This is a genomic window from Bacillus cereus group sp. MG4 (assembly GCF_040460055.1).
GTDB lineage: Bacteria > Bacillota > Bacilli > Bacillales > Bacillaceae_G > Bacillus_A > Bacillus_A wiedmannii.
The window spans coordinates 365,073-380,276 of sequence record NZ_JARVGZ010000001.1 but is presented as its reverse complement, the minus strand read 5'-3'; the positions used below and the strand labels follow the sequence as shown (position 1 = coordinate 380,276).

The window sequence follows — 15,204 nt, the reverse complement described above, 5'->3', positions numbered from 1 at the left end:
AATTTTATCATTTGTATATTTTTCCTTTTTCTCCAAAACATAATAGTAACTACCTATTATAAGGAGGAAAAATTATGTTTGAGAAAACAGCCGGTGAAGCACTAGTTGACCTATTAATTGACTGGGGAGTAGAACACATTTACGGAATGCCTGGAGATTCTATCAATTCTATAATTGAAGCTTTAAGAAAAAAACAAGATAAAATCAAATTTATTCAAGTTCGCCATGAAGAAGCTGGCGCACTAGCAGCAGCTGCCTATGCTAAGTTAACAGGAAAACTCGGCGTTTGTATGGCAATCGCAGGGCCGGGTGCTATTCATTTATTAAATGGTTTATATGATGCGAAACTCGATAAAGCCCCTGTTCTAGCAATTTCAGGTCAAGTAGAAACAGATTTACTCGGGACAGATTTTTTCCAAGAAGTAAACTTAGAAAGATTGTTCGATGATGTCGCGGTTTATAACCAGCGCATTATGTCAGCAGAACAGCTACCTGCTGTCGTGAATCAAGCGATTCGAATGGCTTATACGAAAAAAGGTGTATCTGTTCTTACAATTCCAGATGATGTTCCGAAATTCGAAGTAAAAAGTGGTGCTCGTGTTACAAATACTTCTTTTACATTACCTGAGTTATTTCCGCAAGAAGAAGATTTACATGCTGCAAAACTCGCAATAAATGAAGCGAAAAATCCTGTTATTTTAGCTGGAAAAGGTGCGAAACATGCGAGAGAATCTTTACTTACTTTCGCAGAACACATCGGTGCTCCAATTGTACTTACATTACCAGCTAAAGGAATTATCCCTGACGAACATCCACTTTGTATCGGTGGATTAGGATTAATTGGAACGAAACCTTCTTATGATGCAATGAAACATGCAGATACTTTAATTATGATTGGTACTTCTTATCCGTTCACCGGTTTCTTACCCGAAAAAGCAAAAACAATCCATATCGATACAGATCCTGCCCAAATCGGAAAACGTTACGTAACAGATATCGGATTAGCTGGTGATGCTGATAAAACATTAAAATGGTTAATTGAAAATGTAGAAAAACACGAGGACCATTCCTTCTTAGAGCATCATCAAGAAGAAGATGCTTCTACTCCAATTAAACCACAACGCGTTATGCATGCACTGCAACAAGTAGCACATGATGACGCAATATTATCAGTCGATGTCGGAAATGTAACAGTATGGACAGCAAGGCACTTCCGTATGACAAATCAGCAATTTATCATTTCTAGCTGGCTCGCAACACTTGGCTGTGGTTTACCTGGTGCACTTGCTGGAAAAATTGCTTTCCCGGATAAACAAGTATTTGCGGTTTGTGGTGACGGTGGTTTTGGAATGACAATGAACGATTTCGTAACAGCTGTTAAATATAAATTACCAATCGTTGTCGTCGTTTTAAACAATAATAAAATCGCCATGATTAAATTCGAACAAGAAGTTATGGGGAATATCGAATTTGGTACAGACTTAACAAACCCTGATTTTGCAAAATACGCAGAGGCGTGCGGAGGTATTGGATACCGAGTTGAGAATGTAGATGAACTACTTCCTGCTTTCGAAAATGCGGTAAAACAAAATAGACCGTGTATTATTGATATAGTTGTAGATGCAAACGAAGCACCAATGCCAGCAAAAATCACCTTTGGTCAAGCCGCTGGTTATACGAAGCATATGATAAAAGAATTATTTGAAGAAGGTAAGATTGATTTACCACCTCTATAAACAAAAAAGATAGCTGAAAACAATTTGTCTTCAGCTATCTTTTTTATTTTTGTATCTCTCTATAAAAGGAAAAATCATTCACATTAGTTTGTACTCGCTTCTCTTCCTTTACCTCTTTATCCTTGCTCCTTGGTGTTCTTACATTTCCTAGTTTAATCGCATCTTGCATACTATTACTAACTAGATTTCCCGCTAAAATCGTCATACTATAAAAAGCAATTGGTATAAGTACAATCCATGTATGTGTAGTTAAATGGCGGAAGTTTTGACCAATTAGACCAGTCCATTCTTTTGTTACACTATCTGCATCTAATCCAAATAATATCGTTCCTCCAAAAAACAACTTAAGTATTCCAAGATGCAAAAGAAGTAATAGTACACTCACAAATTGTTGGGCTACTAATAAAAGAAATGATGGTAACATATGCGGCCATATATGGCGCCTCAACCTCTGCCACTTACTTCCGCCGAGCACAGTAGCTGCCAACATAAATTCTTCCTTCTTAATACGCTTGACTTCTTGCGCTACATACAGCATAACCGTTGGTACAGCAAGGCATACAAGTACTATAATTTGAAATGCCACACGCAAATACAACGGCACAACTTCCGCTCCACTATCAAACGTTAAAACTTCATTTAACATAAAATAAGAAATCATAACCATCGGTACAATACTAAAAGGATCAAAAAATGATGAAATAACTGGAAAAGAACGTTTACCATACATACCAAGAAGTAAACCAATTCCCCCTCCAACTATAACTCGTAAAATCGCTATAATTATACTCGCTCCAACTGTCCATTTCGCGCCTTCTATTATTAATTGAACAAGGTCGCGGCCTTTCACATCACTTCCAAACCAAAATTTACCCGATGGTGAAAATGGAGCTGCCTCTAGTTCCCCTTTTTCGTTATACATCATCGTAAGTTCGCGAATATTCCCTTCAAAAAACACCGTATATCCAATACTAACAATCATTAGTACACTCAAAAAAGTAATACCTATCCAAAATCTCACATCTCTTTTTACAACTTGCCACATATTACACACGCTCCTTTATAACATTTTGTAAAAGCGTATGTAATATACGAAATAGTATAAAAAGCGGCACGTATAATATAACTAGACTCACTGTAAATATTTCTAATTTAGAATTTTCTTTTACAAAAACAAACATTCCATATGTATTGAAAATCCATTCAATAATATATAAATTTGAAAGCATAAATAAAATATTTGTTTTCGCATAATAAATTGTCGTCAATAAAACATTTCTTGAAATATGATGTGTCAAAATATGCCATAAGCTTAGCCCCTTACTCTTAGCAAACAAACTATATTCTTTCTCTAATTCTTCTTTAAATCGTAATAACAAAAGTTTAATAAATAATAATGTTGTTGGTATTGTAAGACATATAATTGGTAACAAACGTATTCTTTCTTCTCCTAATCCAGCCAGTTTGAACGGCATAAATCCTGTTTTTTGAAACATAATTACGACAAGAAGTTGTGATGATAAAATAAGTAGTATATCCGGTATACTCTCAAGCGTAAGGAAAATCCCATTCCACATTTTCTGCTTTATATGAGAACGTTGCAATACCCAAACGACAAGTATATACGCTATAAGCAAAGATAGTAAAAACGCTGATAGAAATACAATCATCGTTTCAAAATAATGAATCCATATTTGCGGAAATAATTTTCTTGAGTCTCGAAATCCATATGTAATTTCACCCGGTTGTAGTAACTTCCCTCCAAGAAATACAATCGTGTTCCAAAAACCGATTAAATCGATTTGCAATCCCTTAAATAAACGTGGCAACGCACCTAGACAAATTATACATAAAATAGCAGCTACTAGTTGTAAACAAGTAACCCCACACCATTTAACAATTCGCATCAACATAACGATTTCTCCTTACTATCCGATAGAATATTCAGAAATCAAAACCAGATATATTACATCTCTTCAGCTATACCTTGCACCCGTTTCTTCCCACTAGGTAAAATGGCTTGATATAAACACGTAACAAAAAATAATAAACCAAATAAAATAATAAACAACGTATCTGCACGAATCCATTTCGGGAACAACATCGCTATCGCACCGAGAGATAACAGCTGGAATCCTGTCGTTAATGGACTAAGTAAACTTTGAACGCGTCCCATGAATGACTCTTCTACAATTTCATACATCCAGCCCATTATTGCAACATTAATAAATGGTAAAAAGAAAGTAGCAAAAGCGATACATACATAAAAAGACCATACGTGATTTACAAAGTAACACATACCGAAAAAGACTCCTGAGCCCGCCATACCAAATACAATAATAGGCTTAGGTGCATATTTCTTACCTATACTTGTTGCTACTATACTTCCAATTAATAATGAAATCCCTCCAACTACACCGCCCACCATCGCTAAACTTTCATACGTTGCTGGTGCTAATTTGTATTTTAATATGTAAGTAGTGGATACGCTTAAAATACCATTTAATAGTCCAAATACGATAAATCCTAAAAGTAATTTTTTTAAAGTGTCATTTTGATATATATACTTGATCCCTTCTTGAAACTCTGTTATTAACATCTTCAAATTAACTTCTTTCCACTTTGTTCTACCATTTGGCAAACGAACTTTTTCTGGAATGGAGATCGTTTGAATCAAAATACCACTCATAATAAATGTGAGCGTATTTACTAAAATGCTCCCGTAAATTCCAAAAGTCCAATACACCATCGTTGCAATTCCTACCCCAAACAAAGCATACAAACTATTTACCATTTGATTCATACCTGCTGCTGCACCGTATTGGTCTGATTCAACTACTCCTTGTATCATCGACTGTTCTGATGGAGAGAAAAATTGTATACATGCATTTTCCAAAAATAAAAATATAAAGACGAGTATGATCATTCCGTAATAAAGCGAAATTAGAATTCCGATATTACAAAGCGAACAACATATGTTGCTTACCGTACAAATACGTTGTCTATCAAAACGATCCACTACTGTCCCTACTAATAGAAAAAAGATTAATGCGGGTAATGCCATCATAATTTGTGTCATCGTTGCGTAAACTGGTTGTTTTCCGTACTGGTCTAACAAATAAAACATTAAAGAAATTCCAGCAATCATAGAACCGAGTCGCTCTAAAATATTTGCTAGAAAAAAACGTGTATACACTTTGTTGCGAAATAACTGTAGCATTTCTTTCATACTTCTAACCCTTTCTCTCGACAAAATTTTATTTTTTCAGTCATTTATTGGAAGTTATATTATATTTTTCGACCATCATCCAATCTTTTCCTTCTGTATAGAGAACAATATAAAAAAGACTCTTGTTTTTTATCAAGAGTCTTTTTATTTAACTTCGCTTCAGTTAATACTATGCATCTAAATATCTTTATACGTCTCGCTAACTATTATAATTTTCTAAAGTTCGGATACACTTTATTTATTTTACGAATGTATCGCACATCCAATTATAAAATTTTTCTTCCTCTTCAAATTGTGGATAATGAGCTGACTTCTCAAAAGTAATAAATTCTTTTTGACCTGCTTCAATCGTATCAAAATATGTTTTTGCTGCATGATATGAAGTGTTATAGTCATATTTCCCCATAAGGAAATAAAGCGGTAGCTTCATTTTAGTCACCTTAGTAGGCAATGGATTCTTTAAATCCTTTTTTAATAAGACAGTTTGAGAATGTGATAATCCAACGTTATAACGAATTACGTCTAACAAGTTATATTCATTACTGAGTAACATTCCAATGTTATCACCATCTGGATTTTCAATGAGTCTTGATGTTCCACCATATTTCGCAACATAATTTCTCGGAGTGTATGTATCGCCATTTTTAATTTTTTCAGTCAACCCATTTAAATAGGACACCTCATCTGTATTCCCAGCTTTTTGTGCCTGTTCAACCACATAGTTTAAACTATCGATTTCACTTTCTACTGTATCACTCATTTGCCCGATGCCAACATATGCTTCAAATTTTTCCGGGGCTTTATTGGCAGCTTGCATTCCGATATATGTACCGTAAGAATGACCAACCAATATTATTTTTTCTCGACCAAGACGGTTTGAAATATAATCTGTCATAGCTAATAAGTCTTCTACAAGAAGATCTGATGTAAGGTTCGAATAGTCTTCAAAGAAATGATACGACTTCCCGCTCGCTCTTTGATCGTAATTAACAACTGTGAATTTCTCTTCCAATAAGTTTTGGTATTTTTGAGCATATGGTATTTCTGAAGTTCCTGGTCCACCATGTACAAAAATAATAACTGGATTGTTCCTATCTTTGCCGCGTATCATAATTTCATGACCACTGCCATTTATCTCTACTTGCTCTAATATGTTTATACTGTTCTTCCCCTTTATTTGCGAAGTCCATGTAGGAAATATTAGTGCTACGATTAATAATAGTGTAGTGATGGCACCAATAAGTTTTATTAATTTTTTTATCTTCTTCATAAGTAGTCTCCTTTCTTTTAAATTTATAAAAACATCAATTTAATTCTGTAAAACTCCCTCAAAACAATATGAATATATAACAATTTCTCTCTGCAATTTCATCTTGCTCTTTTGCACATACTTAATATCCCATACACTTCTTAACTTTCCGCTATATAAACTCTTAATATTTTCTTAATTTTCAATACTTTCCCATAGAAAGACTCGATCACAAGTATTAGAAATATAGAAAAAAGCCCTTGTTTTCAAAACAAAGACTTTTTTCTTTAACTATTTCGCTACTTCTTCTTTCGGCATTACCATACCTTTATAAAGCTGGACAGTAATCCAGTAATAGATGAAATAAATGACTAAGAAAATCCCTATCGGCACCCACACCTTGACAAACGGGTCAACTAATATAAAGCTGAATAAGTTAAGCCCTACTAACACATGGGAAATTCCAATAATCGCTGGGAAGATAAATAAATATGAAATTTCTTTATATATACTTTTTGTTAACATACTACGTCTCACACCGATTTTTCGTAACATTTCATAACGGCGTACGTCACGAGAAGCACCTGTTAAAATTTTGAACATAAGAGAACTTGCCATCATCGCTAAAAAGGCAATCCCGAGGAAAAACCCCATAAACATTGTTCCGCTCATGAAACTGTTCATAAACTGATAAATTGTCATTTTCGTAAATAAGTCTACTTTTGCACCTGTTGTTTTTTCAATTTGTTCTTTTTGTCTCTTGTCTATTTCAATTAACAACGGTTTATATTTTTTCATATCATCTACTTTTGCTAATGTTACACTATGTTCCGTTCCTTGAACTGCTTTGTAGTGTTCTTCATCAGCAATTCTTACAGGTTTTCCGTTAAATTGATTATGTGTAATTTGTATTTCTCTTACAACAGCATCTTCCCAATCCCTTGGCATACGAGGAAGTTTATTGGCTGCTTCAGGAGCTTCCAAAGCAGAATAAACAGGTTCAGTTAAAGGTTCAGCCACACGTTTACGAGCAGGTTCTTTTAAAGTTTTTGTATCAAAGTGGTCTGAAACAAGTGGTGGTTTCGCAGTTAAGTCGTTACGTAAATAATAAACCGCTTCTCCATCTACTTTATACTTATACTTGCTTTCTTCCACAATTTCCATTTCTTTTAAGGCTGCTTTATCTTGATCATTTGGATCATGAATTACGACATCATATACACGAGAGAAGTCTGTCATAATACCCACATTTTTTTGGAACGCCATCCCTGCCGTCATCGCACCTGCACCTAATGCAATTAACATCGCTACGGTACCTAATACTCTCGATAAACTATTTACTCGAAAGCGTAGCTGTGCATATGTAAAACTATTTAAGCCCGTTTCATTTCGTTTTTTATTCCCTTTAATTTTCATCACAAAAAATGGAAGCAATGAACTAAAGATAAAATATGTTCCGAGTGTTGTAACGATTGTCGCTATTATAAAACCAAGTTCAGCAAACATTTTTATATTTACCATAAAATAATATCCTGTACTTACTAGTAATACACCAAGTACAGTCATTATAATAATGCGAGTTTTACTTTTCTTCACTTCATCTAGTGTTTCATCTTCACGTATTAATTCTAATTCTGTTTTACGTAATAAACGGATGCTATTCATTAAACCAGTAATAAAAAATAGTATTAAGAAGAAAATAGCTGTAACTAAGATTGCTGGTGTATATACAGATGAATAACTACCTTTTGCTGAAATTTCCATACCATTCATTAAAAAGTTTCCTGCTACACTTGCAAGTAACATCCCTACTAAGATCCCGATAATAATACTGACAATACCCATACCGAATGTTTCAATAAATAATAACTGTGCTACTTTTTTCTTTTTCGCACCGAGCATCATGTACATACCGAGTTCTTTTCTTCTTAATGTGAGCAAGAAAGAATTGGCATATATAATATAAAATACAGTAATGAAAGATAATAGTATGGCACCTACCCAGAATACGAGTCTAATACTACTAATAAGACTATTATCTTTCGTAAATTCACTATTCATCGCCATCGTTTGGAACATGTAGAAAATACTAATACTAATAACGAGACCAATAAGTAAAACCATATAATCTTTTAACATCTTTTTCATACTATGACGTGATAATTTGAATAACATAGTCTCGCCCCCTACTTAGACTCAGCAGCTGAGCCCATATGAGCGAGCACACCTAAAATGTCTTGATAGAAATTTTCTCGTGTTCCTTGACACTTTAACTCTTTATAAAGAAGACCGTCTTGAATAAATAAAATACGCTCACAATAACTCGCACTAAATGCATCGTGTGTAACCATCAAAATACTTACATTGTGATTTTCATGTAAATCTTGCATCGCTTCTAATAAGCTTTTTGCATTTTTACTATCAAGCGCACCAGTCGGTTCATCTGCTAATACGATTGCTGGATTATGTACTAAAGCTCGTGCTGCCGCCGTTCTTTGCTTTTGTCCACCAGAAACAGCAGTTGGATATTTCGTTAAAATTTCAGTAATTCCCAATTTTTTTGCAACCTCATTTACCTTCCCCGTAATCTCACTTGAAGGTACGCCTTGCAGAGAAAGTGGTAAAGCGATATTTTCATAAATTGATAAGTTTTCTAGTAAGTTAAAATCTTGAAAAATAAATCCTAATTTTTGAGATCGAAAATCAGATAATGCATTCCCCTTCATAGAAGTAATATTTGTACCAGCTATTGTTACACTGCCACCCGTTGCTTGATCCAATGTACTAATCACATTAAGTAAAGTCGTTTTTCCAGATCCAGAAGGACCCATAATCCCGACGAATTCTCCTTCTTTAATACTTAATGACACACCCCTTAACGCTTTTGACTGATTCTCATTTCTTTTCCCATACGTTTTTTCTACACTTTCTACAGTAACTACATTTGTTGACATCTCTTTCACTCCATCCCTTTTGTATAAAATTAATTTCTCACATATTTCTTATCTTTTTCTCATGTAAATCCTTAATAATTTTTAAATTTTTCAATCAGAAAGGATTACACGAGTTACGTAAACCTTTTTCCTATTCCATATTCTCACTTTTCTAAAACTCGTTCCTTCGATTTCGCTTACATTTACCTTACATTTTTGTAAGGTAAAAATATTACAGACCACTTTATAAGGGAATTTTCTTTGTAATGAAAAAGGCTTTTTATTTTCATCAAAATTAATAGGATACATACATAAATAACAATAATAATAAGTTAAAAAACAATATAATTTTATTTTAAAACAATAAATTATATGATAAAATCATGTTGTCATTAAATAAACGAGGTGCTTTTTATGAAACAAGTTACAACACTCTTTTTAAAACTAGCTATTGTTTTTATAGGTATAGTAGTACTTGCATTGTGCATATTTTTAGTTCCTAAAATCGGGAATTTCGCTGGAGAATTGTATCCAGCTATTGCTTATATGAAATCTCTCGTTTTAATCGATATGTACGTAGCGACGATACCTTTTTACTTCGCTCTGTATCAAGTTTTTAAACTTTTAAGTTATATTGATAAGAACAAAGCGTTCTCGGTATTATCAGTAAAGGCTTTAAAAAATATAAAATACTGTGCCCTCACTATCAGTACCATATACATACTAGGTATGCCACTTTACTATCTAATGGCAAAAAAAATTGATCCTCCAAGTTTTATACCAATTGGGTTGATCATTATTTTCTCCTCTATCGTGATTGCTGTTTTTGCTGCAGTTCTCCAAAAACTCTTACAAGAAGCCATTAATATAAAATCAGAAAATGATTTAACGGTATGAAGTGAAGTATATGGCAATAAATGATGAAGGGATAGCGATTAAGCTATCCCTTCATCATTTATTATGGTTCTTTAATGAGTTTAAATTCAGTAATACATGTTAATGGTGTATTTTATTATCAATCTCTATTTCTTGTTTTTTATTTCCTCTTTTATACTCTCCACAAACCCATTTAGTTCAATAACTTCTGACTGGTCTTCACCGTATTTACGTACATTTACAGATTCGTCCTCCATTTCCTTATCCCCAATAACAAGTACATAAGGAACTTTTTGCATTTGTGCTTCTCTTATTTTATATCCTAACTTTTCATCTCGTACATCTCTTTCAACACGAATGCCAGCTTGTGCTAATTTATCCGCAATCTCATCCGCGTATTGTACATGGACTGCATTCGAAACTGGAATGACCTTCACTTGAACCGGTGCCACCCATGCCGGGAATGCACCTCCAAAATGCTCAATTAATATCGCTAAGAAGCGGTCCAGAGATCCTAATACTGCCCTATGAATGACAACTGGTCTTCTCTTTTCATTCTTCTCATCTATATAATTTAAATCAAACTTCTCCGGCATTTGGAAATCTAGTTGGATTGTCCCGCACTGATGACTTCTATTTAAAGCGTCTTTAATATGGAAGTCGATTTTCGGTCCGTAAAATGCACCGTCACCTTCATTTAGTCTATATTTATAATTCAATGAATGTAATACATTTTCTAATGCCTCTTCTGCTTGCTCCCATAACTTATCATCACCCATTGAATCTTCTGGACGAGTAGAAAGCTCTACTTCATATTCGAACCCAAAAGTTTTATAAACGTAATCAATTTGTGCCATTACGGATTTAATTTCATCTTCAATCTGTTCTGGAGTTACAAATAAATGAGCATCATCTTGGCAGAAAGTACGTACTCTTAATAATCCATTTAATGCCCCGCTAAATTCGTGTCGGTGTACTTGACCGAACTCACACATACGAATTGGCAATTCGCGATAAGGGTGTAATTTATTTTTGAACATTAACATATGTCCTGGGCAGTTCATTGGTTTTAATGCGAAACTTTTATTGTCTACTTCAGAGAAATACATGTTGTCTTTGTAATGTCCCCAGTGTCCTGATTTCTCCCATAATTCTTGGTTCATCATAAACGGAGTACGTACTTCTTGATACTTATACTCTTTTTGAATTTCTCTTAAAAATGCTTCTAATTCATTACGAATAATTTGTCCTTTCGGTAAATAAAATGGCATTCCCGGAGCCTCTTCAGAAAACATAAATAACTCCAGCTCACTACCTAATTTACGATGATTTCTTTTTGCTGCTTCTTCAACGAAATGTAAATAATCTTCTAATTCTTTTTGAGAAGAGAACGCAACACCATATATACGCTGAAGCACTTGATTGTTACTATCACCTCGCCAATATGCACCAGACACGTGAGTTAATTGGAAAGCTTTCAAATAGCCTGTTGACGGTAAATGAGGTCCTCTACATAAGTCTACAAATTCACCTTGTTTATATAGTGTTACACTTTCCCCACTAGGAATTGCTTCTAATAATTCTAATTTCAGGTGATCATTCATTTCTTGAAACAGTTTTTTTGCCTCTTCTCGTGAAACCTCAACTCGCTCTATTTTTATATTTTCATTTATAATTTTTTTCATTTCTTTTTCGATTTCCGGTAAATCTTCTACGTTTACACTACTCGGAAGATCCATATCATAATAAAATCCATTTTCAATAACAGGTCCTACACCAAGGTTTACATTACCATGCATTCTCTTTACAGCTTGCGCTAAAATATGTGCCGCAGAGTGTCTTGCAATTTCTACCCCTTCATTTGAATCTATAGTAACGATTTCTACTTCCGCATTTTCTTCAATATTTCGGCGTAAATCATATAAATGATCATTTACTTTCCCTGCGACTGCTTTCTTTTTTAAACTACTGCTAATGGATCCAGCAATTTCTTCTAAAGTAATTCCTTTTACAAATTCTTTAACGCTTCCATCCGGAAATTTCATTTCAATCATCTGTTCTTTCATTTTTCATCTCTCCATTTCATAATAAAAAGCACACTCATCCCTAAAATAGGGACGAGCGTGCTTTTACCCGTGGTTCCACCCAGATTCCCATTGTAAATATACAATGGCTTCTTTTACGGTAACGTCGTTTACACGGCACTAGATACTTAATTTCCCCAGTGCAGCTCTAAGGTGGTAAGTTATTTTTCTGCGTTAGGAAGTTCTCAGCTTTCCTTCCTTCTCTGTATAACCGGATAAAATAACTCGTGTCCTTTTCTTCGCTTATTATGAAATTGAATACAAAAAAGCATATTCATCCCTAAAATAGGGACGAATATGCTTATATCCGTGGTTCCACCCAGATTCCCATCACAAAAAACATAATGGCTTCTTTTGCGATAACGTCGCTTACACGGCACTAGATACTTAGTTTCCCTAGTGCAGCTCTAAGGTGGTAAGTTATTTTTCTGCGTTAGGAAGTTCTCAGCTTTCCTTCCTTCTCTGTATAACTGGATAAAATAACTCGTGTCCTTTTCTTTGCTTTTAAAAGTACATCCATTAATTGTTATTTACTATATCTTATTCATTTTATTTTTGCAAGTGTTTAAAAATAATTTTTTATTAAATAAAAAAAGAAACCAAAAATAGATTTTTGGTTTCCTCTTCTCAATTTTACCAATCTTGTGGTTCGTAATTTAAGTCTGAAAATAGACGTCGTTTCTCTTTCTTCGATAAATCTCTCCACTGTCCAACAGGTAAATTATTTAATTCTATATTCATAATTCTTGTACGCTTTAACGTGTATACTTGATAACCTAAAGCTTCACACATACGACGAATTTGACGATTCAACCCTTGAGTTAAAATAATTTGGAATTCATATTTTGATAACTGTGTTACTTCACAAGGAAGCGTTTTCGTTCCTAAAATTTTCACACCAGCTGCCATTTTCTCTAGAAAATCAGGTGTAATTGGCTTATCTACTGAAACAATATATTCTTTTTCATGTTTGTTTTCAGCACGTAAAATTTCATTAACGATATCACCATCATTCGTTAACAAAATTAAACCGTCTGAGTCTTTATCAAGACGTCCAATGTGACTAATTCGTAATGGATGATTCACTAAATCGATAATATTACCTTTTACAGCTTTTTCACTCGTACATGTAATACCTACTGGTTTATTTAAAGCGATATATACGTGATCTCGAGCAATACGAAGTTGCTCTCCATTTACGCGTACATCATCACCTGGATTTACTTGGTCACCAATTTTTGCAACCTTACCGTTAATAATTACTCTTCTCTCATTAATTAATTTATCTGCTCCACGTCGAGACGCTTTTCCAGCTTCACTAATAAATTTATTGATACGCAAATTAGGCACATCCTTTTCTAAACAAAATTTCAAGCTCACACTGCTTCTACCGTACAATACAAAAGGGTAAGCCTTTTATTATAACTTAAATATATTAACATGAAAGGGTATATAACGTCTTCTATTAATTACTCGTTTATAAGAAAATATCTTTATTATACATTCATTTATGCACGTTTTGAACACTTAATATACAAGCCACTCTTCCTTACATACAGCTTGTTTACCTCTTATATCTTTTAAATCCTCATGCATATTAGCTACTTTATACAACTCAGGGAAAATCTCTTCTACATAATTTTGATGCGCCATTTCATCTTTCCAATACGTTAACACTATGTAACGATTTTCAGTTTTTAAAGACTTCCCAACAACTCCACCTAGCATTTCTTTTGCATTTTCCATCCCTTTATTCCAAATTGTTTCTTGCTTATGTAAAAAATGCTTTTCTTTTTCCTTCTTTACATCACATATAGCAACTCTTACAAATGATCCTTTTGTAACAACGCCATTCAAAGGCATATCAGTTATATCATACAACGTTTGAAATAGTTCAATTTCACATGAAAGAAACGTACCCTCTTGATTACTATTCACATAAATTGTATCGTGAGCACCATTCATAAATGATTGATATGCACTTCTATCTTCCCATAAAGTAAATACACAAGCTTCATCTTCATTCCATCCACCAAATTGTCCATGAAAACCATCTAAATGCTTTATATCACGCCATTTTTCTTGTGCGATTGAAAATAACTCTTTTTTCTCTTCTTCCACTTTACAATAGATTGTTTTTAGTAACATTATTAATTCCCCCTTATCTTATATCCCAGTTCCCATTTGCAATACTTTCTACATTTCCACCTAAAATAACATTAATTTCAATTTCTAACCCTTTTTTGTTTACATAATATTTTTATGTTATTCTATTTATCTATAGTATTCAAAAAATCATCCGCTCTTTCTATCAACCATTCACCAAATGTATCTAAAAACATTAAAATTTCATTTATATCATTTACTGGTTCAATTACATATTGTAACGCCTTTCTCATATTTTTTTCTTGTTCGGGAAAATGCTTACTAAATAGTATATAAGCTGGGTATAAGTCTCTAGAGTAGAGTCCTTCTCTATCAATCGTTAGCGCAAGACCTGCCCTGATTATAATCTTCATTATCCAACGGCAACAATCCACTATATCATCCACGCCTTTATTATGAATTAACTCTTTACGAGCTTGTCCAATTTGTGTCTGCAATTGAATAAGATGTTCATAGGCTAACTCCTGGCTTACTTTATATTTAGGTAAAGACAATTTTATGTCTTCCCCCAGTATACAAACACCATGTGTCTGTATAATAAAGCTTATAAAAGAAAAACGATTGGGATTTGTCACTTCTTTTTCACTGAAAAAACTTAACTCCACTCCTGATATACAATTAAACTTTTTTAAACTTTGAACTTCTAGCTTCTCTCGCCAACTCAAGTCTATTAATTTTGGATCCTTTCGCACTAATATAATTACATCTATATCAGCAATTCCTTCAATTCCAATCCCTCTTGGAATTGAACCTCTTATATAAACACTGTGTAAATCATCCTGTAACAATTCACAACAAGTATTTTTTACTTCTTGAATTACCTCCATAAATGTAGGTTGCACTTTGTCAATATGTGAATCATTTATAATATATCCCTCATCATCTGTAAGACAAAAGCGACCTATTTTTTTTATAGTTGGCAAATAATCAA

The 15,204-nt window shown here is 33.7% G+C and carries 12 protein-coding genes and 2 other annotated features; of the genes, 2 read left to right on the top strand and 10 right to left on the bottom strand.

The window, feature by feature from the left end:
• The first annotated feature begins 74 nt into the window (after window positions 1–74).
• The gene (locus tag QCI41_RS01945) at window positions 75–1,736 is read left to right on the top strand and encodes a pyruvate oxidase (protein ID WP_353838547.1); all 1,662 of its coding nucleotides are present in this window, start codon (window positions 75–77) and stop codon (window positions 1,734–1,736) included.
• 43 nt (window positions 1,737–1,779) lie between these two features.
• Here the strand turns inward: QCI41_RS01945 and QCI41_RS01940 are convergent, their stop codons facing one another.
• The 6 genes from QCI41_RS01940 to QCI41_RS01915 form a co-directional block, all read right to left on the bottom strand.
• Complete coding sequence (locus QCI41_RS01940) at window positions 1,780–2,781, bottom strand: ABC transporter permease subunit (RefSeq protein ID WP_353838548.1); 1,002 nt, start codon at window positions 2,779–2,781, stop codon at window positions 1,780–1,782.
• Window position 2,782: 1 nt separating this feature from the next.
• Window positions 2,783–3,649 carry an ABC transporter permease subunit gene (locus tag QCI41_RS01935; RefSeq protein WP_353838549.1) on the bottom strand — a complete coding sequence of 289 codons (867 nt, stop codon included), beginning with the start codon at window positions 3,647–3,649 and terminating at the stop codon, window positions 2,783–2,785.
• 53 nt (window positions 3,650–3,702) lie between these two features.
• The gene (locus tag QCI41_RS01930; RefSeq protein WP_080345474.1) at window positions 3,703–4,989 is read right to left on the bottom strand and encodes an MFS transporter; all 1,287 of its coding nucleotides are present in this window, start codon (window positions 4,987–4,989) and stop codon (window positions 3,703–3,705) included.
• A 214-nt stretch (window positions 4,990–5,203) separates the two neighbouring features.
• Entirely contained in the window at window positions 5,204–6,235 is a 1,032-nt protein-coding gene (locus tag QCI41_RS01925) for an alpha/beta hydrolase (protein WP_215563203.1), read from the bottom strand.
• Window positions 6,236–6,505: 270 nt separating this feature from the next.
• Window positions 6,506–8,389: an FtsX-like permease family protein gene (locus QCI41_RS01920; RefSeq protein ID WP_098085374.1), complete on the bottom strand. Its 1,884-nt coding sequence runs from the start codon at window positions 8,387–8,389 to the stop codon at window positions 6,506–6,508.
• 11 nt (window positions 8,390–8,400) lie between these two features.
• On the bottom strand, window positions 8,401–9,168 hold the full coding sequence (locus QCI41_RS01915; RefSeq protein WP_071719873.1) for an ABC transporter ATP-binding protein: 768 nt from the start codon (window positions 9,166–9,168) through the stop codon (window positions 8,401–8,403).
• Between the two features lie 393 nt (window positions 9,169–9,561).
• Between QCI41_RS01915 and QCI41_RS01910 the strand changes: the two genes are divergently transcribed.
• Window positions 9,562–10,044 (top strand): DUF2975 domain-containing protein, encoded by a 483-nt coding sequence (locus QCI41_RS01910; protein WP_353838550.1) that lies wholly within the window; start codon window positions 9,562–9,564, stop codon window positions 10,042–10,044.
• A 125-nt stretch (window positions 10,045–10,169) separates the two neighbouring features.
• Here QCI41_RS01910 and thrS read toward each other — a convergent pair whose 3' ends face one another.
• The 4 genes from thrS to QCI41_RS01890 form a co-directional block, all read right to left on the bottom strand.
• Entirely contained in the window at window positions 10,170–12,089 is a 1,920-nt protein-coding gene (gene thrS / locus QCI41_RS01905) for a threonine--tRNA ligase (RefSeq protein ID WP_353838552.1), read from the bottom strand.
• Window positions 12,090–12,133: 44 nt separating this feature from the next.
• Window positions 12,134–12,356 (bottom strand) — a binding site (T-box leader).
• A gap of 35 nt (window positions 12,357–12,391) precedes the next feature.
• Window positions 12,392–12,615: a binding site (T-box leader), on the bottom strand.
• Window positions 12,616–12,740: 125 nt separating this feature from the next.
• The gene (rluF, locus tag QCI41_RS01900) at window positions 12,741–13,448 is read right to left on the bottom strand and encodes a 23S rRNA pseudouridine(2604) synthase RluF (RefSeq protein ID WP_001222161.1); all 708 of its coding nucleotides are present in this window, start codon (window positions 13,446–13,448) and stop codon (window positions 12,741–12,743) included.
• 186 nt (window positions 13,449–13,634) lie between these two features.
• The gene (locus tag QCI41_RS01895) at window positions 13,635–14,255 is read right to left on the bottom strand and encodes a DUF4937 domain-containing protein (protein WP_353838553.1); all 621 of its coding nucleotides are present in this window, start codon (window positions 14,253–14,255) and stop codon (window positions 13,635–13,637) included.
• A 122-nt stretch (window positions 14,256–14,377) separates the two neighbouring features.
• Entirely contained in the window at window positions 14,378–15,196 is an 819-nt protein-coding gene (locus tag QCI41_RS01890; RefSeq protein WP_353838554.1) for a nucleotidyltransferase family protein, read from the bottom strand.
• Window positions 15,197–15,204: the final 8 nt, after the last annotated feature.

What these genes read in the sequence shown, in the direction of transcription:
- QCI41_RS01910 (WP_353838550.1), top strand. Translation starts at nt 9,562, where the DNA reads ATGAAACAAGTTACAACACTCTTTTTAAAACTAGCTATTGTTTTTATA.
- QCI41_RS01945 (WP_353838547.1), top strand. Translation starts at nt 75, where the DNA reads ATGTTTGAGAAAACAGCCGGTGAAGCACTAGTTGACCTATTAATTGAC.
- QCI41_RS01935 (WP_353838549.1), bottom strand. Translation starts at nt 3,649, where the DNA reads ATGTTGATGCGAATTGTTAAATGGTGTGGGGTTACTTGTTTACAACTA.
- QCI41_RS01915 (WP_071719873.1), bottom strand. Translation starts at nt 9,168, where the DNA reads ATGTCAACAAATGTAGTTACTGTAGAAAGTGTAGAAAAAACGTATGGG.
- QCI41_RS01925 (WP_215563203.1), bottom strand. Translation starts at nt 6,235, where the DNA reads ATGAAGAAGATAAAAAAATTAATAAAACTTATTGGTGCCATCACTACA.
- QCI41_RS01920 (WP_098085374.1), bottom strand. Translation starts at nt 8,389, where the DNA reads ATGTTATTCAAATTATCACGTCATAGTATGAAAAAGATGTTAAAAGAT.
- thrS (WP_353838552.1), bottom strand. Translation starts at nt 12,089, where the DNA reads ATGAAAGAACAGATGATTGAAATGAAATTTCCGGATGGAAGCGTTAAA.
- QCI41_RS01895 (WP_353838553.1), bottom strand. Translation starts at nt 14,255, where the DNA reads ATGTTACTAAAAACAATCTATTGTAAAGTGGAAGAAGAGAAAAAAGAG.
- QCI41_RS01940 (WP_353838548.1), bottom strand. Translation starts at nt 2,781, where the DNA reads ATGTGGCAAGTTGTAAAAAGAGATGTGAGATTTTGGATAGGTATTACT.